The sequence below is a fragment of the Burkholderia sp. GW821-FHT14F03 genome (assembly GCF_058803765.1).
On sequence record NZ_JBXAPG010000009.1, the window covers coordinates 23679 to 44210 of the forward strand.

At 69.1% G+C, this 20532-nt stretch carries 16 protein-coding genes; 7 read left to right on the plus strand and 9 right to left on the minus strand.

All coding sequences use genetic code 11. The annotated features are described in order from the left end of the window. Positions 1 to 23 precede the first annotated feature (23 nt). The 9 genes from AC1RQF_RS08240 to AC1RQF_RS08280 are packed head-to-tail and all read right to left on the minus strand — an operon-like array spanning position 24 to position 11187. A complete protein-coding gene (locus AC1RQF_RS08240) occupies positions 24 to 1103 on the minus strand; it encodes a pentapeptide repeat-containing protein (protein ID WP_492871742.1) in 1080 nt (359 codons plus the stop codon). Further along, on the minus strand, positions 1100 to 3526 hold the full coding sequence (locus AC1RQF_RS08245; RefSeq protein ID WP_492871743.1) for a DUF2169 domain-containing protein: 2427 nt from the start codon (positions 3524 to 3526) through the stop codon (positions 1100 to 1102). Before AC1RQF_RS08245 ends, AC1RQF_RS08240 begins: the two co-directional genes overlap by 4 nt. Before the next feature lie 31 nt (positions 3527 to 3557). Further along, a complete protein-coding gene (gene tssI, locus AC1RQF_RS08250) occupies positions 3558 to 5858 on the minus strand; it encodes a type VI secretion system tip protein TssI/VgrG (RefSeq protein ID WP_492871744.1) in 2301 nt (766 codons plus the stop codon). Positions 5859 to 5911: 53 nt separating this feature from the next. After that, positions 5912 to 7027, minus strand: coding sequence for a type VI secretion system protein TssA (locus AC1RQF_RS08255; protein WP_492871745.1), 1116 nt, complete (start codon positions 7025 to 7027; stop codon positions 5912 to 5914). Then, positions 7024 to 8103: a type VI secretion system baseplate subunit TssG gene (tssG, locus tag AC1RQF_RS08260; protein WP_273998218.1), complete on the minus strand. Its 1080-nt coding sequence runs from the start codon at positions 8101 to 8103 to the stop codon at positions 7024 to 7026. The genes AC1RQF_RS08255 and tssG overlap by 4 nt, the downstream gene beginning before the upstream one ends. Next, complete coding sequence (tssF, locus tag AC1RQF_RS08265) at positions 8103 to 9992, minus strand: type VI secretion system baseplate subunit TssF (RefSeq protein WP_273998215.1); 1890 nt, start codon at positions 9990 to 9992, stop codon at positions 8103 to 8105. Before tssF ends, tssG begins: the two co-directional genes overlap by 1 nt. Before the next feature lie 25 nt (positions 9993 to 10017). Continuing rightward, positions 10018 to 10590: a type VI secretion system baseplate subunit TssE gene (tssE, locus tag AC1RQF_RS08270; RefSeq protein WP_492871746.1), complete on the minus strand. Its 573-nt coding sequence runs from the start codon at positions 10588 to 10590 to the stop codon at positions 10018 to 10020. Further along, positions 10577 to 10729, minus strand: a complete 153-nt coding sequence (locus AC1RQF_RS08275; RefSeq protein ID WP_273998211.1) for a hypothetical protein — start codon at positions 10727 to 10729, stop codon at positions 10577 to 10579. Before AC1RQF_RS08275 ends, tssE begins: the two co-directional genes overlap by 14 nt. Next, positions 10726 to 11187, minus strand: coding sequence for a TagK domain-containing protein (locus AC1RQF_RS08280; RefSeq protein ID WP_273998210.1), 462 nt, complete (start codon positions 11185 to 11187; stop codon positions 10726 to 10728). The genes AC1RQF_RS08275 and AC1RQF_RS08280 overlap by 4 nt, the downstream gene beginning before the upstream one ends. 649 nt (positions 11188 to 11836) lie before the next feature. Here AC1RQF_RS08280 and tssH point away from each other — a divergent pair. The 7 genes from tssH (at position 11837) to tssL (ending at position 20524) form a co-directional block, all read left to right on the plus strand. Beyond that, a complete protein-coding gene (gene tssH / locus AC1RQF_RS08285; RefSeq protein ID WP_492871747.1) occupies positions 11837 to 14518 on the plus strand; it encodes a type VI secretion system ATPase TssH in 2682 nt (893 codons plus the stop codon). Between the two features lie 36 nt (positions 14519 to 14554). Then, positions 14555 to 15097 carry a type VI secretion system contractile sheath small subunit gene (gene tssB, locus AC1RQF_RS08290; protein ID WP_273998206.1) on the plus strand — a complete coding sequence of 181 codons (543 nt, stop codon included), beginning with the start codon at positions 14555 to 14557 and terminating at the stop codon, positions 15095 to 15097. Between the two features lie 38 nt (positions 15098 to 15135). Then, on the plus strand, positions 15136 to 16632 hold the full coding sequence (gene tssC / locus AC1RQF_RS08295; protein ID WP_273998204.1) for a type VI secretion system contractile sheath large subunit: 1497 nt from the start codon (positions 15136 to 15138) through the stop codon (positions 16630 to 16632). A gap of 105 nt (positions 16633 to 16737) precedes the next feature. Beyond that, positions 16738 to 17223, plus strand: coding sequence for an Hcp family type VI secretion system effector (locus AC1RQF_RS08300; RefSeq protein ID WP_273998202.1), 486 nt, complete (start codon positions 16738 to 16740; stop codon positions 17221 to 17223). Between the two features lie 80 nt (positions 17224 to 17303). After that, on the plus strand, positions 17304 to 17807 hold the full coding sequence (gene tssJ / locus AC1RQF_RS08305) for a type VI secretion system lipoprotein TssJ (RefSeq protein ID WP_273998201.1): 504 nt from the start codon (positions 17304 to 17306) through the stop codon (positions 17805 to 17807). A 21-nt stretch (positions 17808 to 17828) separates the two neighbouring features. Next, positions 17829 to 19175 carry a type VI secretion system baseplate subunit TssK gene (gene tssK / locus AC1RQF_RS08310; RefSeq protein ID WP_492871748.1) on the plus strand — a complete coding sequence of 449 codons (1347 nt, stop codon included), beginning with the start codon at positions 17829 to 17831 and terminating at the stop codon, positions 19173 to 19175. A gap of 47 nt (positions 19176 to 19222) precedes the next feature. Next, on the plus strand, positions 19223 to 20524 hold the full coding sequence (tssL, locus tag AC1RQF_RS08315; protein WP_492871802.1) for a type VI secretion system protein TssL, long form: 1302 nt from the start codon (positions 19223 to 19225) through the stop codon (positions 20522 to 20524). Positions 20525 to 20532: the final 8 nt, after the last annotated feature.

Here is a 20532-nt window from a genome sequence, read left to right on the forward strand (position 1 = left end):
GATGCGCGGCGCGTCGCGCCGCCTCATGCGTCGTGCTCGCGCCGCCGATCCCGCTGCCGCGACCAGGCCTGCGCCTCGGCCAGCGCCGCATCGCGTTCAACCGCGCCCGGTTGTGCGCGCCAGTCGATGGCGGGCGCCCGCGCCCCGTGGAACGCGGTCAGCGCGAAGCCCGCCTGCTCGAAGGTCGCGCCGCTCAGCTCCGCATACGCGAAATCCGCGCCGTCGAGCCCGGCCCCCGCAAAACATGCGCCATGGCAGCGTGCGTGCTCGAACACCGCGCGTTCGAGCCGCGCGTGGGCGAAATCGGCGTCCGTGACGTCGGCCTGCGACCACACACTGCCCGGCATCGCCGCGTCGCGACACACGATGCCGCGTGCGTTCGCCTCATGAAAGATCGACAACGGCGCGTCCACGCCGTCCAGGCGCGCCGCCGTTAATGTCGCGCGCTGGAAATTGCACTGCGCGAGCCGCGCGCCGCTCAGGTCGACGCCGCTCAGATCCGCGCGCGTGAACTGGCAGCGCTGCATCCATTGTCCGCACAGGCGCTGGCCGGCCAGCGCCGATTCGGCGAACACCGCATCGGTCAACTTCGCCTCGGCGAACCGGACCTGCGTCAGATCGAGCCGGTAGAACACCGTCTTGCTCACGGCCGCGCACGTGAAATCGGCCCCCGCCAGCCGCGTGTCGCTGAACATCGTGCGCATGAGCCGCGCGCCGTCGAAGCGGCACGACGCGAGATCGCTGCCCAGGCAATTGAATCCGTCCGCGCGCGCGTCGATGAATTCGGTCCCCGCCGCGTGCGTCGCATGCAGCGTGCAACCGTCCAGCACGCTGCCCGACAGCACGACGCCCTCGAAGCGACATTGCTCGAACACGCTCTTCGTCAGATCGGCGTGCCGCAGGTCCACGCCCCGCAACAGGCAGTCGCGGAACACCGCCTCGCCCAGCCGCGCGCGCGGCAAGCTCGCGCCGACGAAATGCACCTGCTCGAAGGTCGCGCCGGCCAGGTCGGCATCCGCCAGATCGTGCGCCTCGATCAGCACGTTCCGCACGACCTGCCCGTCGCGCAGCGCGGCGCGCCATGCGGCGCCGGCCGCGCTCATGCGCGCGGCTCCGCGCGCGGAAAACGCATCGCGTCGACGAGGTAGGCGTCGTCCCAGCGCGTATCGGCATCGGTCAGGATCTGCGCGAGATTCGCGCGGAACAGGTTGGCCCGGCGCAGGTCGGCCCGGTCGAGCCGCGCGCCGCGCAGAAAGCCGCCCAGCAGATCGGCGTCGCGCAGATCCGCACCGGCGAGATCCGCGCGCGCGAAACCGCCGCCGTCGATCTTCGCGCCGCGCAACCGCGCGCGTGGCAGGCGCGCCCCCGTGAAATCGCAATCGTCGAGCCACGCATCGCTGAAATCGGCCGCTTGCAGATCCGCGCCGCGAAAATTGCTTTCGCGCACGATCGCGGCGGAGAAATCCACGCCGGCCAGCCCGCTCGATTCGACGAAGCACGCGTGGCTCACGCGCGCGCGATCGAAATGCAAGGGGCCGGGCCCACGCGCGCCGGAGACGCCCAGGCCGTCGATCTGCGCGCCCGAGAAACGGAGCACTGTGAGCGGGCATTGCATCAGCAGCAGCTTGCTGATCGTCGCCTCGGAAAAGTCGACGGTATCGAACGGCTGTTCGATGAAGACCAGGTTGCGCAGGTGAGCGCGGCTGAAATCCACGCGCAGGAATGCACAGGACTGAAAACGGGTATCCGCCAGCCGCGCCCCCGGCAACGCGCAGTCCTGAAAGCGCACGCGCTCCACGACGCACTCGCTCAGGTCCGCGCCCGAGAAGTCGGTCTGTTCGCACCTGGCCAACGACAGGTTCGCGCCGCGCAGATCCGCGTCCGCAAGCCGTGCACGCGCGAGATTCGCTCGCACCAGCACGGCGCGTCCCAGCGTCGCGCCCGTCAGGTCCGCGTCGCTCAGGTCGGCGTTTTCCAGCAGCGCGCCGGCCAAGCGCGCGCCGCGCAGGTTCATCCCGGCGAGATGCACGCCCGTCAGGTCCACGCCGTCGAGCGAGCCCCCGTCGGCCAACGCGGCGGCGACCCGCGCACGCTGCGCGCCCGATTCGACCGCGCTCAGCCGCGGCGGCGCGACCTGATGATGCGCCGCGTGCAGGTACAGCTTGCGCAATCCGTCCTGCGCATGACTGCCGCGCAGCGCAGGGTCCGCGCGCGTGGCGCGCGGCGGCCCGGACTGCGCGTGCGCGGATGTGGATGCGGATGCCCCATCGTCCGGGGGCGCGTCCTCGAGCATGCGCGCCAGTTCGGCGCGCCGCGCGGCGGCCTCGGCCTCATGGCGTTCGACGAATTCGAGCAGCTGGTCCGCGCGCGGCGGCGTCTCGACCATCGCGTTCGGGAACGCGCTCAGTTGCGCCCGCGCCCGCGCCTGCCGCACGCCCGGCGGCCCCATCTCCGGCGCGTCGACGTCGAGATACTGCGCGGGCAGCAGGTCCTGGTCGCGCAACGCATACAGCGCGGCCTTCTCGTGCCGTGTACGCCACGCGATGACCTGCCGATACCAGTCGTCGGGCCGCGCATGCCCGCTGTCTTCCGCGCCGAGCAGCAGCGCGTCGAGATCGCTCGCGTCGTATTCGCGCAGCGGCGCGACGCCGTGATAGATCAACACCGCGCGCGCGCGATGCGGAATGAACCAGACGGTCGTCAGCCGCATCGGCACCGCTTCGGGCGCCTCGTCGCCGGCCCGCACCACGAACGCGCGCGCGCGCAAGGCCGGCAGGCGGCCCGCGATCAGCGCGTGGTCGGGATGCAGATGCCGCAATTCGTAGGACGCGCCGTCCGGGAACGCGGACGCGCCGGGCAATTGCTGATCGGCCGGCGCGATGTTGAAGTAGCGCGGATCGAGCGTGCGCGGAAAACCCGGACAGTCATGCTCCAGCCACTGCCGGTCGTACTCGCCGGACAGGCGCGCCCGCGCCGGCCAGGCCGCATCGAGCGGGCGAAATCCCGCGGGCGCCGGCCGCGCCTCCGCGTCGCGGCCCGGCTCGGGCGGATAGACGATGACGGGCGGTACGCTCGCGCTGTCCGCAGGCGGGACGGCGCCGTGACCGAGCGGATTGTCGGCATGGTCCGCGCCGCCGCAGGCATAGGTCCAGTCGAGCGCCAGCCGCTCGAACGGACGCGGCGCGCCGGTCGGTCCGTCCGGCCGCTCGCCGCATACGCGCAGGCGTTTGTGCAGGCCCGCGATGCCGACCTCGACGTCGCAGACCCCGCCGCCCGGCGTGGCCGCATGCTTGCCGTAGGCATAGCCGGACACGAGAAATTCCGGGTGCGGCTTCGGCAACGCCATATCCAGCGTATCGCCGCGCAGCTCGTCGGCGACGAGCCCCCACAATTCCTGTTCGGTCAGCAGCCGGGGGATTTCCTCCAGCGTCGCGCCGACGAGCGCCGCGATGCCGAAGTGCTCTCCGCCCAGCCTTCGGTAGGCGCGCGTCAGCAGGCTCATCCTGCATGGCTTGATGATCTTCATGAGCGATCCCGATTCGGGTTGTCAGGCAGGGTCAGTATGTGATCTTGATGCCGTCGATCAGGGTGCAATCCGTCGTCTTCCTCGCCACCGCCACGCTCGTTTCGGTGATGCTCGCGCCGGTCCACGTGACGCTGGCGCCGGTCGCCGACGTACTGAATCCCGTCGTGCTCGCGCTCGCGCCGACAACGCTGCCCTGGAAGCCGTTCAGCGACAGGTTGACCGGCGTGGCCGACGACGACGTCCCGTTGACCGTCGAATTCGAATTGCCGCCCGTCACCTGCGTGGTATTGCCGGCGTTCACGCTGAAGCTGTCGCCGAACACGACCGCGGTCGACATGCCCAGGTTGGTCGAGTTGGCGACGGTCGCCGACTTGTTGCTCAGGAGCGCCGCGATCGCCTGGAGCGCTTGCGCGACGTTGCCGGCCAGCGCGGCCAGCGGCCCCGCGCCTTGCATCTGCTGTTGCTGCTTCAGCGGTTGATAAGGCTGCTGTCGTTGCTGCTGTCGTTGCTGCTGTCGTTGCTGCTGCTGTTGCTGCTGCCGAAGCGGCTGCTGCCGGGCAGGCTCCGCCGCCGCGCCGCCCCCGCCCCCGCCCCCGCTCAGCAAGCGGATCAGGCGATCCAGCGGCGAGCGCGTCGACGGCACCGGAAACGGCTCCAGCCCTACCTGCACCAGATACTTTTTCCCGACCGCGAGCGTCGCGTCCTGTTCCACCGACACGTCGTAATTGCGCTCCGCGTGCAGCTTGATCTGCTCTTCCCCGGGCTTGTCCTCGAAGCGCAGCATGTTCGCGTTGTCGCCGCTGCCGGCCGGCGTGCGCGTCAGCATCCCGCTTTGCGTCGCATGGTCGGGCAAGGGCCACGGCGGCATGTGCAGCGCGTTGTACACCTGGCCCGTCACGATCGGCCGGTCCGGGTCGCCGTTCTCGAAATCGACGATCACCTCCGCCCCCACGCGCGGAATCTGGATGCCGCCGTAGTTGTTCCCCGCCCACGCATACGACACCCGCACCCAGCACGACGAATTCTGGTCGCGCCCCGGCGAGCGATCCCAATGGAACTTGAGCTTGACCCGCCCGTACTGGTCGGTCCAGATGTCCTGCCCCTGCGGCCCCGTCACGATCGCCGTCTGCGGCCCGCGCGTGCGCGGCCGGGGCGTCGTGCGCGGCGGGCGGAACACCGTCGTCGCCGGCTGCACGACGAACGACGTCTCGATCCGGTACGCGCCGCCGCCGCTCGCGCCGCTCGTCTCGGCGGCGGTCAGCGTCGCGCCGAGCACCAGATACGCGCGATTCGCGCTCAGTTGCGGATAGCCCGCCAGCCGGAAGGTCGTACCGCACACGATGTCGCGGACCTTGCCGCGCCCCGACGCGCGCTCGCCCTGCGCGCGCAATTCTTCCATCCGTACCTGCGCGACATGCGCGCCGTGCGCCGGATCGGTATAGTCGCCCGGCCATTCGTAGCGTTCGAGGCCGTTGTGCGCGGTCTCGGCGGGCAATGCGTTCTCGACGCCCAGGCGCGCGTTCGGATGCTCGAAATCGAAATCGTCGGTGCGCCAGCGCCCCGGCTGCAACTGCTCCGAGGTATTGAACACGTCGATGTACTCGGCATCGATCTTGTGGCCGGGCGGAAAGTAATGCAGGGTCTGGTAGGCGACGCTGTCCACCGGCCGGTGCGCGCCGAGATGATCGACGAGCACCATCCTGTGCACCTGATTCGTGTGTTCGAAGAACCAGTAGATGCCGTGCTCCTGCATCAGCCGCTGGATGAACGCGAAATCCGTTTCGCCGTACTGCACCTGATAGCCGAGCACCGGATAACGCCGGCTGAGGCGCTTGTCGTAGGAATACGAGTACGTGCTCAGCACCTCGTCGATGATCTCGTCCACGGTGCGATTCTGGAAGATCCGGCTGTCCGAGCGCTGGTCGGCCAGATAGATCCACGGCTGCATCGTCAGCCGGTAGCGGCACTGCCGCGCCGTTTCGCCCTCGAAGCGCGCGCCGGTCACGATTCCGCTGATCTCGCGCTTGCCCCGGCCCACGTTCGAGGCCGTGGCGCGGCCCGCTTCGCCGGGCACGAAGGCCCCCATCCCGTCGAGCTGGATGGTCACGGTCAGCGCCTTGCCGATCATCGCCTTCAGGTCGAGATTGGCGGCGCGCAGGTCCGGCAGCGCGGGGTCAGGCGGCGTCACGCAGGTCAGCGTGTACGCGTAGATCTCCGACAGGCGCTCCGCGCCGCGGAGCGCGCTCAGTTCGAGCACGGGAACGCCGTCGGACGTGGTCGGCAACGCGGGACCGTTGACCGAAACCGTGCGATCGGGACGAAAGATCGGCATGTCTGCCCTCCCAGGAAACGATATGGATCGATGCCGCGCGTCGGCTGGCGCGCTCAGGATTCGTCGTTGCTCCACTGCGCGAGCAGTTCGGCCGGAATCGCCCGCACCACCTCCGCGTAGCCTTTCCCGACGTAGTGCTCCGCGCGCCGCAGCAGCACCGGAATCGGGCTGCTCGGTTCTTGCTGTTCGAACCACAGGCGCGCGGCGCGGATCAAGTCGCGCGCCGCGAGCCGGTCCGCCGGCCCGTCGGACGCCGGGTGCGGCCACGCCGCCGCGACGACGGCCGGCGCGGCATGGGTCGGCGCCGCACCAGCCGGTGCGGCGACCTCGGACGGACCCGCCACGGGCGGCCGCGCCGGCACCCCATGCGCATCCGGCTCGGCCGGCGCGGCCTCGGGCGATCCGGCCTCCGCGCGTTCGCGACGGCCCGCGACATGGCGCAACAGGTTCGCGAGCGGCCTCAGGTCGGGCGTGAACGCGCCCAGATGTTCGAAGCTCCACAGCTCGATCGCGGTCACGCCCGCGAGCGCGTCGTCGAAACCGGCAAGCGCGGCACGCTGCTGCGCCTGTATTTCGTCGAGCTGGCGCGCGACCGATTCCGGCGCCAGCGCATCGCCGGGTCGCGGTTGGGCGAACGCGCGCTCGACATCGCGCACCTGGAGCCGCGCCGCGCTCGAACGCGTCAGTGCGATCTCGCGCACATCCGCGAGCAGGCCGTCGCCGTCGGTCAGCGCCTGCAACGCGTTCATGCGGATCTCCAGCGCGGCTTCGTGGTCCGCGTCGACGTCGGGACGCGGATGCAGCGTGTCCGGAAACGCCGTCAGCCATCCCGCCAGCAAGCCGATGCCTTCCGCGAGCCCGACCGCGCCGGCCAGCCGGGTCCGGCAACGCGTGAACAGCACGGCGACGCGCATGTCCTTGCTGCGCATCATCAGGCGCAGGCAGTCGCGCTCCGCGTCGCTCCAGCTCACCGGCTCCGGCGAGCCGACGAAGTCGCCGTACTGCGCATCCGGGCGCGGCGCGACCTTGGCCGACAGCACCACGAACTCCGGGTCGTATTCGAGATCGACGCCGCACGGCGCGGCCGGCTCGATCGGCGTCATCCAGTCGTGTCCCTTCGCCGTGCGGGCGGACGACGCCTTCGTCGCGGCTTTCTTCGTCTGGTTCATGGCGCGTCTCCTTGGTTCGGGCTCTCCGTGTCGCGCGCGAATCCGCGCGCGTAGCGCTCCGGCTCGAAGCGCATGCCGGTCACCGGCTCGTCCGACGGCGAATGGCCGAGCCATCCCGACCAGCCGAGCTGCTGCGGCCCGCCCACCACCGCGGGCGGCGCGCAGTTCGGCTTGATGCGCAGCTCCAGCTCCCATTCGAACTCGTAGCCGATGAACGCGCGCACCCATTCGACGAGCCGGGGCAAGGCCTCGCCCTGCGGCGTGAGACGCTGGTAGGCATCGATCTCCAGCGGACCGATCACGAGACGGAACTTGCACTGCCGGTCCGGCACGAACTCGCCGAGCATCGCGCTTGCCGCCATCACCGAGGCGTCGCCGGGCTTGCCGAGGTGGAAATGCTCGCCGGCGTCGACCTCGATCCAGTGGAAGACGTTTTCCTCGAGCGCCACCGGCACGCCGAAATAACGCGCGAGCGTCGCCCTGAGGCCGTCCGGGTTGCGCGCCTCGCGCACCAGATGCGGCGTGGCGGACAGGCGCGCATGCGCGGGCAGCGGCCCCGCGCCGATCTCGTCCGGGTCGAGGCCCGCGAGACTGGCGACATAGAACGAGAAGCGCTCGTCGGCAGGACGATCGAGCCCCGCCGCCGCCTGCGCGGACGCCCATGCGCGGTACAGCAGCGTCAGATAGCGGTGATGAAACAGGTCGAGAAAGTCCACCAGCGTCGCGTCGCGCCGGCTTTCCTCCCGATCGCGCGCGATCTCGGTCACATGGATCGGCAACGGTCCGTTCGGCCCGAGCATGCCCAGGCCGAACAGCCGCACCTTGAGCCGGCCGGCCGCGGCCCGCACACTCGCGATTTCGCGCGCCGCGAATGCCAGGCTCGGTTGCTGGCCGAGCCGGAACGGCTCCGCGTGCGGACGCCGTGCGGTCCCGATCGGGTCGATGCGCGGGTCCGCGCCGATGCGCCGCAACAAGGTCAGGAAATCGTAGCGCCACGGTTCGGCCCTCAGGCGCTCGACCAGTTGCGGCGACAGCGCGACGCCGCGCGCGTCGTCCGTGGCGGCGTGGTCGGCCATCACGCCCCTCCTCGCGCGCCCATCCGCGCCGGCCAGCGCGCAACCTGCCCGCGCTGGATCGAATGCAGTTCGGTCTGCGTAAATACATTGATCGATACGTGCCGCGCCAGATAGTGTTCGAGCACCAGGCCGAACAGATAGGGGCTCACGCCCGAGAATCCCGGCTCGTCGACCGTCAACGCACACTCGATGCCGCGTCCGAACACGAGCGGGCCCGCGCCCGGCAGCTTGCGCGTGACCGGCTGCGTCCTGACGCCGATCAGGCTTTCGATCTGGCGGCGGTTGTCGGCGTCGTCGCCGGTCAGGAACAGCCGCAGCAGATCGCGCAGGCCTTGTCCGCCGGTGCGGTGGTCGAGTGCGTCGAGCGGCAGGTAGTTGAAGTTCAGCTGGCGGATCAGCCGCCACGCGACGTCGCGCTCCGCATAGGGCGCCTTCGGCGCGCTCGGCGCGCGGATCAGGCCGACGCTCGCGAGCGGCGCCGATTCGGTGACCGTCAGGTCGTGCACGCCGTCACGCGGCACGAGGCTCGGCAGGTCGCGGTTCGTCACCAGCGCATCGACCGACAGGTAGCGGATCTCCTCGCCGTACGGCGCTTCGTTCTGGTCGACCAGCGACACGAACATCTCGGTGCCGACATAGGGCGTGCGCGTGCCGTACCGGCGTGCCGAGTCCGAGGTCAGGCGCTGCTCGCGGCGGGTCGAGAAATAGCGGCCGTGATTGCGCTCGTCGTCGTTGAGCGTCTGGTACAGCGGCCGGAACTCGAGTTCGGCGGAGGTCGCCGCGACCTGCCCGTGCATCGCCTCGACCGAGAACACCTCGTAGTCGAGCGGCGCGAGGCGCGCCGGCAGCAGGTGGAATTCGGTGCGCCCCACGCTCAGTTCGAGGCGGTCCGTGTGCCGGGGAAACAGATTGATCACGGGCGTGCAGAACAGCGCGAAGTGCGACGCATCGACGACGCTCTCCAGCCGCTCGGGCGACTGGTCCAGCAGCACGACGATCTCGACCTCCTGGCCGCGCACCCGGCTCAGTCCCGGCGCAAGGCCGGTCAGCGCGACAAAGTAGAAGCGCGCCGGACATGCGAAGTATTCGTGCAGCAGATTGTTGCCATGAAATTTCGACCAGCTCAGCGGCAGCAGGCCCTGGTCCGCGCCGAGCCCCTCGTGATCCACCGCGTTGACCGTCACCGCCGCGAGCGGCCCGCCCGGCCCGGCGAATTCGCCGGGCGCCGCGATCAGCGTCGCGACGCCCGCGACGTGCAGCAGTTCGAACAGATGCGAGGCCGTCTGGTCGTCGCCCGCGAGATACAGCGGCAGCCGGTCCAACCCCTTCAGATCCCCCACCTGCGTATTGCCGGTGGTGCGCAGGCGCAGGCGCAACGCGCCGCGCACCTGCGCGCCGGCCGGCACGTAGCGGTCGAGCGCCGGGATGTCGGGTGGAATGCCCGTCAGCGCCGCGCCGACGATCTCCAGCGGATAGAGCACGACATCCTGGCTGCTGCGGAACCGGCAGGCGGTCTGCTCGCCGTCCGGCACGCGCGCGGTGAAGCTCGTTCCGCGCGCGACCCGGAAACCGTCGGCGAGATGGCCCTCGGTGCGGCTCGGATACAGGCGCGCGACCGCCATCGACGGCGTGGGCGCGACGTAATTCGGATACAGCACTTCCAGCAGCCGGCCGGTAAAGCGCGGGAATTCGGCATCGAGCTTGATCTGCATCCGGGCCGCCATGAAACAGAACGACTCGATCAGTCGTTCGACGTACGGATCGGCCACCTCGTCCGCCTGCATGCCGAGCCGTCGCGCAATCTTCGGATGCGCGCGCGCAAACTCGGCCGCGAGTTCGCGCATGTAGATCAGTTCCTGGTTGTAATAGTCGAGCAGTCGCGGGTCCACGGTTGGCGTCCGGTGTCGGCGTGCGTCAGCTGACGCGCATGCCGGTGATGTTGACCTGGCTCGTCTCGAGGTCGAGCGCGCTTTGCACCAGAAATTCGAGCGGATACGGATCCATGCGGATCAGGCCGCGCACCTCGAACGAGACGACGTTCGCGCGCGCGAGCGCCGTCTCGTCGCGCGTGGGCGCAATGACCAGCCGGTCCGGAACCAGACGCGGCTCGAAATCGGCGATCACACGCCGGATGACCTGCTCGATCTCGGCCCACCGGCGCGACGCGATGAACGCGCCCGCGAGCGGCGGCATGCCGAAATTCAGCGTCGATGCGGCCGCTTCGGGGTAACGCTCGCGATCGATGTGCTCGTCGATGTTGGTCGTGTTGAGCAGGAATGCGAGATCGCGCTGCACGATCGCGCGCATCTGCGCGCGCGTCACCGCGTATTCGGCCGGCGCTTCGGTCTGCCGGTGCGGCGCGTCGTCGCGCAGCCGGTCGAGCAGCGTCGGCAGCAGCCGGAGGTTCGTGCGACGCGGCCTGGCCATTCCCGTGCCGTCCGGGCGCGTCGGTTCGCCGCCGCCCGCGTCGTGATCACGCCGATTCATGCCGGCCTCCGGACAGTTTCACGCCGCGCGCCGCGCCGAACCCGCGCGGCGCGCGTCCGGGCAGGCTTTCGGCTTCGGCGCGAATGGTTGGGTACGCAACGAAGCGTCGACGTTCTCCGATCGCGGCATGGGCTTTCATGTGCGCGGCTCCGCTGCCGCGCGCGGCGTCGCGAGCGGGCTGTCGATCGCCAGCGCCTGGTGTTCGCGCCGCGCCAGGGCGGGCGGCAGGCTTGTCGTGCGGCGGCCCGCTTGGTGCTCGGCCGGCGCGAACAGCCTCAGGATGTCCGGAATGGGTTCGTCGGCCGCCGGGTCCGGCGCATCGGCCGGCCCGAGCAGGCCCAGCACCTCGTCGATCGTGCGCGCGCGGGACAGCAGGAGATCGATCGGATCGGCCGGCTCCTCGCCGCGCGCCGGCGGACTCGGGGCGAGCGGCGGCGGCAGAGGCGGCCGCGCCGTCTGCGCGGCCCATTCGTTCGCGAGCGACGCCAGCGGCGCGTCGAGCGCACCGCAGTATTGCTCGTAGAGCGTCTGCACGAGATCGCGCGGCGCATCCGACGCCGCATCCGACGCCATCGCCGGCCCGACCAGTTCGAACACCCCTTCGTCAACCGCGGCGACGCATTCCGCCGATGTCGTCCCGCGGCCCCGCCGCCCCGTATCGGGCTCGCAGGAATCCGCCTTGCTGCGCCGAAGCCATTTAAAGACGAGCATGGTCACCCCGATTAATCGTGGATATCAGTCGAAAATTCGAATCGGAACGAATTTCGATACATCCGCCCGATTACTTCTCGCGGTCGCGCAATCACCATCCAATAAGACGCATTACATTGGCCTCATTAGTTAATAAACAAAGCGCCTTCCAATGCCATCCAAAATCAGAATCGACACTTTATTTTATGCGGCGATGACGCATTCAAAGGATCGCCGAAAACCATTTGATACCAGCGCAATGCCTTTGTCCACCTACATTTCCCGGATATTGTCAAAATTTGACAATCGGCCGTTTCGATAAAATAAACACTCATCCAATTTCTTCAAATAAATAACCACCCATTTATGGTAGTTGACCGCCAATTAAGCGCGGCAAAATAATCCACTCCAATTCGATTCCCCAAAAATCAAAATCAAACACCGACCACTCCGGAAAAATTCAAACCGGAGCGCTTTAAAAAATAATCCACGGACCGATTCCAATACGCATCGCGCTGAAAATCGTGACGGGGTAACGCAGAGAGAAGGATTCTTCATGGCGATTTCACGTCAGGCGTTGTTCAGCAAGCTCGACGGCAGTCTCTTCAAGGCCATCGAGTCGGCGACCGCCTTTTGCAAGCTGCGCGCCAATCCCTACGTGGAGCTGGTTCACTGGCTCCACCAGATCCTCCAGCAAGCCGATTCCGACCTGCATCGGATCGTCCGGCACGCCGGCATCGAACGCGATGCGCTCGAGCGCGACATGGCGCGCGCGCTCGCGGCCCTGCCCGCCGGCGCCGGTGCGGTCAGCGATTTCTCGCACCACGTCGAAACGGCGGTCGAGCGCGCCTGGCTGCTGGCCACGCTGCAATTCGGCGACCGGCGCATCCGGGGCGCGTGGCTCGTCGCCGCGCTGGCGGGCACGCCGGAACTGCGCCGCGTGCTGCTGTCGATCTCGCCGACGTTCGCGAAGCTGCCGGCCGACGGGCTCGACGAACGGCTCGCCGGCTGGATCGACGGCTCGCCCGAAGCCGGCGCGCCCGACCTGACCGCGCCCGACGCCGCAGCCGCGGCCGGCGCATCGCCGGCGGGCACGCCGCTCGACCCGTTCTGCACGGATCTGGTTGCGCGCGCACGCAACGGCGAGATCGACACCGTGGTCGGACGCGAGCTGGAGATCCGCACGATGATCGACGTGCTGCTGCGCCGCCGCCAGAACAATCCGCTCCTCACCGGCGAGGCGGGCGTCGGCAAGACCGCCGTGGTGGAAGGACTCGCGCTGGCGATCGCGCAGGGCGACGTCCCGCCGAAGCTGGCCGACGTCCGCCTGATGAGCGTCGATGTCGGCGCCCTGCTCGCCGGCGCGAGCCTGAAGGGCGAATTCGAGGCCCGCCTGAAAGGCGTGCTGGAGGCGGCCGCGAAGTCGCCCTCGCCGGTGATCCTGTTCGTCGACGAGATCCATACGCTGATCGGCGCGGGCGGCCAGGCCGGCACCGGCGACGCGGCGAACCTGCTGAAGCCCGCGCTCGCGCGCGGCACGATCCGCACCATCGGCGCCACCACGTGGGCCGAGTACAAGCGTTACATCGAGAAGGATCCCGCGCTGACGCGCCGCTTCCAGGTGCTGCAGGTGCAGGAGCCCGAGGAAGCCGCGGCGATCCACATGGTGCGCGGGCTCGCGCCGATGTTCGCGCGGCACCACGGCGTCGTGGTGCGCGACGAGGCGATCCGCGCGGCGGTGGCGCTGTCGCATCGCTATATCCCGTCGCGCCAGTTGCCCGACAAGGCGATCAGCCTGCTCGACACCGCCTGTGCGCGGGTCGCGCTGTCACAGCATGCCGCGCCGCGCGAATTGCAGCACCTGCGTCAGCGCCTGCACGCGGCGCGCGTCGAACTCGCGCTGCTCACGCAGGAAGCCCGCCTCGGTTTGGCCGCCGAACAGGCGGACGGCGACGCCCGGGCGCGCATCGCGGCCTTGAGCGCCGACGAGGCCGCGCTCGACGCGCGCTGGCAGGCCCAGGCCGAAGCGGCGCGAGCGTTGCTGGACGCCCGCGCCGCGGCGTTGGCGAACGAGCCCGGGCCGGGCGACGGCGAGGCGCTGCGCTCGCTCGAACGCCGCCTCGTCGCCGCCCAGGGCGAGCAGCCGCTCGTGTTCCCGGAAGTCAACGAGGCGATCGTCGCCGAGATCGTGTCCGACTGGACCGGCATTCCGCTCGGCCGCATGGTGACCGACGAGGTCGCGGCGGTGCGCACCCTGCCCGCGACCCTCGCCGCGCGCGTGATCGGCCAGACCGAGGCGCTGCGCCAGATCAGCGAACGCGTGCAGACCGCGCGCGCGCGGCTCACCGATCCGCGCAAGCCGCTCGGCGTGTTCCTGCTCGCCGGACCGTCCGGCGTCGGCAAGACCGAGACCGCGCTGGCGCTGGCCGAGGCGCTGTATGGCGGGGAGCAGAACCTGATCACGATCAATCTGAGCGAGTACCAGGAGGCGCACACGATTTCCGGGCTCAAGGGCGCGCCGCCCGGGTACGTCGGCTACGGCGAGGGCGGCGTGCTGACCGAGGCGGTGCGGCGACGCCCGTATTCGGTGGTGCTGCTCGACGAGATCGAGAAGGCCCACGGCGACGTGCACGAGATGTTCTTCCAGGTGTTCGACAAGGGCTACATGGAAGACGGCGACGGTCGCTTCATCGACTTCCGCAACACGACGATCCTGCTGACGAGCAACGCCGGCGCGGCGCTGTGCGCGGCCCTGTGCGCCGATCCGGCCTGCGCGCCCGACGCCGCGGGCCTGCGCGACGCGCTGCTGCCCGAACTGCTGAAGACGTTTCCCGCCGCCTTCCTCGGCCGCGTGAGCGTCGTGCCGTATCGGCCCCTCGACCCCGCCGCGCTGTCGCGCATCGTGCGCCTGCACCTCGATCGCGTGGTCGCGCGCATGGCGCAACAGCACCACATCGCGGTCGACTACGACGACGCCGTGCTCGCCTACATCGTCGAGCGCTGCCTCGTGCAGGAAACCGGCGCGCGGGTGCTGGTCGGTTTCATCGAGCAATACGTGCTGCCGCGCCTCGCCGCGCTGTGGCTCGACACGTTGGACACGCACGCCGTGCTTGCGCACATCGGGATTGGCGTAGCGGATCCAGCCGCGCCGGCACAGGACGCGCTCGTGTTCCGCCCGAGCCTAAAGGCTCCGGCGACGTCCGCACCGACGCCGGTTTCCGCCGGGCAGGCCGCCTAGCGCCTGCCCGCCTTTCCTTCGTTCATGGAGTCACGCATGTCCACATCCGGCAGTTCTCAGAAATTCATCGCGCGCAACCGCGCGCCGCGGGTGCAGATCGAATACGACGTCGAAGTCTACGGATCGGAGAAGAAGGTCGAGCTGCCGTTCGTGATGGGCGTGCTGGCCGACCTGTCGGGCAAACCGGTCACGCCGTTGCCGTCGGTGGCCGACCGGCGCTTCCTCGACATCGACATCGACAACTTCGACGAGCGCATGAAAGCGGTCGGGCCGCGCGTCGCATTCGCGGTGCCCAACACGCTGACGGGCGACGGGCAACTGATGGTCGACATGACGTTCGAGAGCATCGAGGATTTCTCGCCGGCCGCGATCGCGCGCAAGGTCGAGCCGTTGCGCCGGCTGCTCGAGGCGCGCACCCAGCTCGCGAACCTGCAGACCTACATGGACGGCAAGTCGGGAGCCGAGGCGCTCGTGAATCAGCTGCTGCAGGACACGGCGCTGCTCCAGGCGCTCGCGGCCGCGCCGAAACCGCCCGCCGACGACGCGGACGGCGCCGGCCGCGAGACCGACGCACGGTGACCGATCGCCATCCCATCTTCGTTTCCGAGGAAGCCATCATGAAGAAAACGCAAGCATCGACGGCGCTCGCCGACGCGCCGCAGACCGAGTCGGATTTCGCCCGCCTGCTCACGCACGAGTTCCGGCCCAAGACCGAACAGGCCCGCGAGGCAGTCGAGTACGCCGTGCGCACGCTCGCCGAGCAGGCGCTGCAACAGGCCGCGACGATCAGCGACGATGCGTACAAGAGCATCGCGTCGATCATCGCGCGGATCGACCAGAAGCTGTCCGAACAGATCAACCTGATCCTCCACGACGAGGATTTCCAGAAGATCGAATCCGCCTGGCGCGGGCTGCATCACATGGTGTCGAACACCGAGACCGACGAGCGCCTGAAGATCCGCTTCATGGATATCTCGAAGGAGGAGCTGCGCCGCGCGATGCGACGCTACAAGGGCCAGGCCTGGGACCAGAGCCCGCTGTTCAAGCAGATCTACGAGGAGGAATACGGCCAGCTCGGCGGCGAGCCGTATGGCTGCCTGATGGCCGACTACTACTTCGACCACACGCCGCCCGATGTCGACCTGCTGGGTTCGATCGCGAAAGTGGCGGCGGCGGCGCACACGCCGTTCATCTCGGGCGCGTCGCCGTCGGTGCTGCAGATGGAGTCGTGGCAGGAGCTGGCGAATCCGCGCGATCTCACCAAGATCTTCACGCAGAATCTCGAATACGCGTCGTGGAATTCGCTGCGCAACATGGACGACGCGCGCTACATCGGCCTCGCGATGCCGCGCTTCCTGTCGCGCCTGCCCTACGGCGTGCACACCAACCCGGTCGACGAATTCGACTTCGAGGAAGTCACGGACGGCGCCGATCACCGCCGCTATGCGTGGACCAACGCCGCCTATGCGATGGGCGTGAACATCAACCGCTCGTTCCGGCAGTACGGATGGTGCTCGCTGATCCGCGGCGTCGAATCGGGCGGCACGGTCGCCAACCTGCCGTGCCATACCTTCCCGACCGACGACGGCGGCGTCGACATGAAGTGTCCGACCGAGATCGCGATCTCCGACCGGCGCGAGGCCGAGCTGTCGAAGAACGGCTTCATTCCGCTCGTGCACCGCAAGAACACCGACAACGCGACCTTCATCGGCGCGCAATCGCTGCACAAGCCCGCGGAATACGACGATTCGGACGCCACGGCGAACGCGAACCTGTCGGCGCGCCTGCCCTATCTGTTCGCGTGTTCGCGCTTCGCGCACTACCTGAAGTGCATCGTGCGCGACAAGATCGGCGCGTTCAAGGAGCGCGAGGACATGCAGCGCTGGCTCAACGAATGGATCATGAACTACGTCGACGCCGATCCGGCCAATTCCTCGCAGGACACCAAGGCGCGCCGCCCGCTCGCGGCGGCCGAAGTGCTGGTCGAGGAAGCGGAAGGCAATCCCGGCTATTACCAGGCGAAGTTCTTCCTGCGGCCGCATTTCCAGCTGGAAGGCCTGACCGTGTCGCTGCGGCTGGTCGCGAAGCTGCCCTCGATCAAGGAGGCCGCCTGAGTCCACGCGGGGCGGCAGCCTCGGCCGGCCGGACGCGCGAACCCGACGCGCAGCGCCCCGCGCGTCCGGCCTTCTTCATTGTCATTCACCACAGAGAGCAAGCACATGGCTCAGGATATTTTCTTGAAGATCGACGGCATCAACGGCGAATCGCTCGATGAAAGCCACAAGGACGAAATCGAGGTATTGAGCTGGGACTGGCAGATCCTGCAGGAATCGTCGATGCATGCCGGCAGCGGCGGCGGCGCAGGCAAGGCGTCGGTCCGCGATCTCACGTTCGAGCACGCGATCGATCGCGCCAGCCCGAACCTCATGAAATACGCGCTGACCGGCAAGCATGTCGACCAGGCCGTGCTCGTGATGCGCAAGGCGGGCGGCAATCCGCTCGAATACCTGAAGCTCACGATGAGCGACGTGATCGTCACGCGCGTCCACCCGTCGGGCAACAGCATCGACCATGCCCTCAGCCGCGAGACGGTGTCCCTGTCGTTCGCGCGCGTGAAGCAGGAGTACGTCGTGCAGAACGCGCAGGGCGGCAGCGGCGGCGCCGTCACGACCAGCTTCGACATCAAGGGCAACAAGGAAGCCTGAACGGCGGACCCGCGCATCCGGCGGCGGCTCCGAGCGCCGCCGGATGCCCCCGCCCCGATCCATTCCACCTGGTCACTGGCATGCGTCCGATCTCTCCTGTCTGCGGGTTCGCCTGCGCGCTCGCGCTCGCCGCGTGCGCGAACGGCGCACCCGCGGCGAAGCAAACGATCCGTCTCGACCTCGTCGTGAACGCCGCGCCGACCGTCAACCCGGACGACCGCAACCGCGCCGCGCCGATCGTCGTCAGCCTCTATCAGCTGAAGACCGACGGCGCCTTTCGCGCGGCCGATTTCTTCTCGCTGCAGGACAAGGACCGGACGGTGCTCGCGGACGATCTCGCGAGCCGCGACCGGTTCCAGCTGCGGCCCGGCGAGCACCGGACGATCCGCCGCGACCAGGACCCGGCCGCCACAGCGCTCGGCGTCGTCGCGGCTTACCGCGACCTGCCGCATTCGGTCTGGCGCGCGGTCTATCCGCTGCCCGCCGCGCCGGATGCGAAGTGGTATCGCTTCTCGTCGCCGCGCGTGAAACTGAACATCGACCTCGACACCCATGCGATCAACGTCACCGAAACCGCAAAATGACCCGAACGGCGGAACGCAATCATGAGCTGGACTAACAAGGTGGTCTGGAGCGAGGGCCTGTTCATGCGCCCGCAACTGTTCCAGCAGCAGGAACGCTACCTGGAGCAGTACGCGCACAAGCGCGCGGCGCCGCTCTCGCCGTTCTTCTTCGGCTTCAGTCACTACAGCCTCGACACCGAGGCGCCGGCGCTCGGCAAGATCATCGTCAAATCGGCGAGCGGCGTGTTCGCCGACGGCACGCCGTTCGACGCGCCGGGCAGCACCCCGCCGCCCGCGCCGCTGACGATCCGGCCCGAGCACCTGGACCAGCTGATCTATCTCGCCGTGCCGATCCGCGTGCCGAACCGCGAGGAAACCACGTTCGACCATGCGGCCGAATCGCTCGCGCGCTACGTCGTGTTCGACACCGACCTGCGCGACACGAACTCGATCGGCCAGGGTCCGAAAACGGTCCAGCTCGCGAACCTGCGCTTGCGGCTGCTCCCCGAGAAGGAGCTGACGGATGCGTGGATCGGCCTCGCGCTGACCCGCGTCAAGGCGATCCGCGCGGATGCCGGCATCGAGTTGGACGATACGCTGACGCCGCCGGTGATCGGCTACGGCGCGAGCGACATGCTGAGCAGCTGGCTCGCGAAGATCCTCGATCTCACGCGCCTGCGCGCGAGCGGGCTCGCGGAGCGGCTGACCGGCGCGGACGGCCGCCCCGGCACCACGGCCGAAGTCTCGGACTACCTGCTGCTGCAGGCGCTCAATCGCTACGAGCCGTTGCTGCGGCACCTGCAGCGCGTGCCGAGCACCTCGCCCGCCGATCTCTACGCGCTGCTCATCGGCATGGCGGGCGAACTGTCCACCTACGTGCGCGTCGACACGCGCCGGCCGCTCGATTCGCATCCGCCGTACCAGCACGACGCGCCGCACCTGTGCCTGAAGCCCGTCGTCGACGATACCCATCGGCTGCTGAACGCCGTGCTGGTGCGCAGCGCGCAGAGCATCCCGCTCGCGGACCAGGGGCACGGGATGCGCAATGCGGTGGTCGATCCCGTCGACATGCAGGGCTTCAGCGCGGTCGTGCTCGCCGTGCACGCGCAGATGCCGCCCGACGTGCTGCAGCAGCAGTTCATCGCCCAGGCGAAGGCGGGGCCGTCCGAGCGCCTGCCCGACCTGGTGCGCAGCCACCTGTCCGGCATCGGGCTCCAGGCCCTGCCGGTGCCGCCCCGGCAGCTCCCCTTCAACGCGGGCTATGTGTACTACGAGCTCGTGCGCAACGGGCCGCTGTGGGAAGAAGTGGCGCGCCACGGCGGGCTCGCGCTGCACGTCGCGGGCGATTTTCCCGCCCTGAGGCTGGAACTGTGGGGCATCCGAGGCTAGCGGAGCCGTCACGAACGAACCGGAGAAGATCAGTGAGCCAAGAAGCCTTGCATCATCCGGACGCGGCCGCTCCGGAATCGCGCGATCCCGCCGCCGCGCCCTTCGCATGGTCGGGCGGCGCGAATGCCGCAGGGTCGCCTGCCGCAGGATCGCCTGCCGCAGGATCGCCTGCCGCAGAATCCCCCGCCGCGCGCTTCGCCGCCGTCCAGGCCGCGCGCAATCCGCTGCTGGAGGCCGCGCGTCCGCTGCTGCGCGCGCTCGCGGACATGCCCGACGGGCTCGACCGCGACGGCATCCAGCAGTTGCGGCGGCTGCTCGAACAGGAGGTCCGCATGTTCCAGCGGCTGTGCGAGCAGGCGAACATCCGCCGCGACCACATGCTCGGCGCGCGCTACTGCCTGTGCACCGCGCTCGACGAGGCCGCGATGCAGACGAGCTGGGCGCGCACGGGCGACGGCAGCCTCGGCGCGTGGATCAGCGACGGTCTCGCGACCACCTTTCACGAGGACCGGCAAGGCGGCGACAAGGTCTACCTGCTGATCGGACGGCTGATGAATGCGCCGCACGAACACCTGGACCTGCTCGAAGTCGCGTACCGGCTGCTGAGCCTCGGTTTCGAGGGCCGTTACCGTTACGAAGCCGACGGCCAGCGCAAGCACGAGACGGTGCGGCAACGGATCTACAACGCGCTGGCCGCGCAACGCGGCCCGGTCTCGGTCGCGCTGTCGCCGCACTGGCAGCCCGGCGCGCGCGGCAAGCGCCTGTCGTTCCGTGACTTCCCGGTCTGGATCACGGTCGCGGCGCTGTCGCTGATCCTGCTCGCGCTGTTCGGCTACTTCAAGTACACGCTCTCCACCCGCGCGGCCGACCTGCAAAAGGAGATCGCCGAGCTGGGCCGCATGACGCCGCCCGCCGCCGCGCCCACGCTGCGCCTGAAGAACCTGCTCGCGAACGAGATCGCGAGCGGGCTCGTGCAGGTCGACGAAAACGACCATCGCAGCACGCTGGTCTTCCGCAGCGATGCGATGTTTCCCCCTGGCGCGGCCGCCGTGAATCCCGCGATGGCGCCGCTGATCGCGACGATTGCCCGCGAGATCGCCCGCGTGCCCGGCAAGGTGACGGTGCTCGGCTACACCGACAAGCAGCCGGTGCGCAACGGCGCCTTCGCGTCGAACGCCGCGTTGTCCGAGGAGCGGGCGACCCAGGTGATGCAGATGCTGCAGGCCGCCGGCGTGCCGCTGGGTCGGCTGGAGGCGCTCGGCAAGGGCGAGTCGGAGCCGGTCGGCGACAACGGAACCGTGTCCGGCCGCGCGCTGAACCGGCGCGTCGACATCACGGTCGAGCACTGACCCCTCGC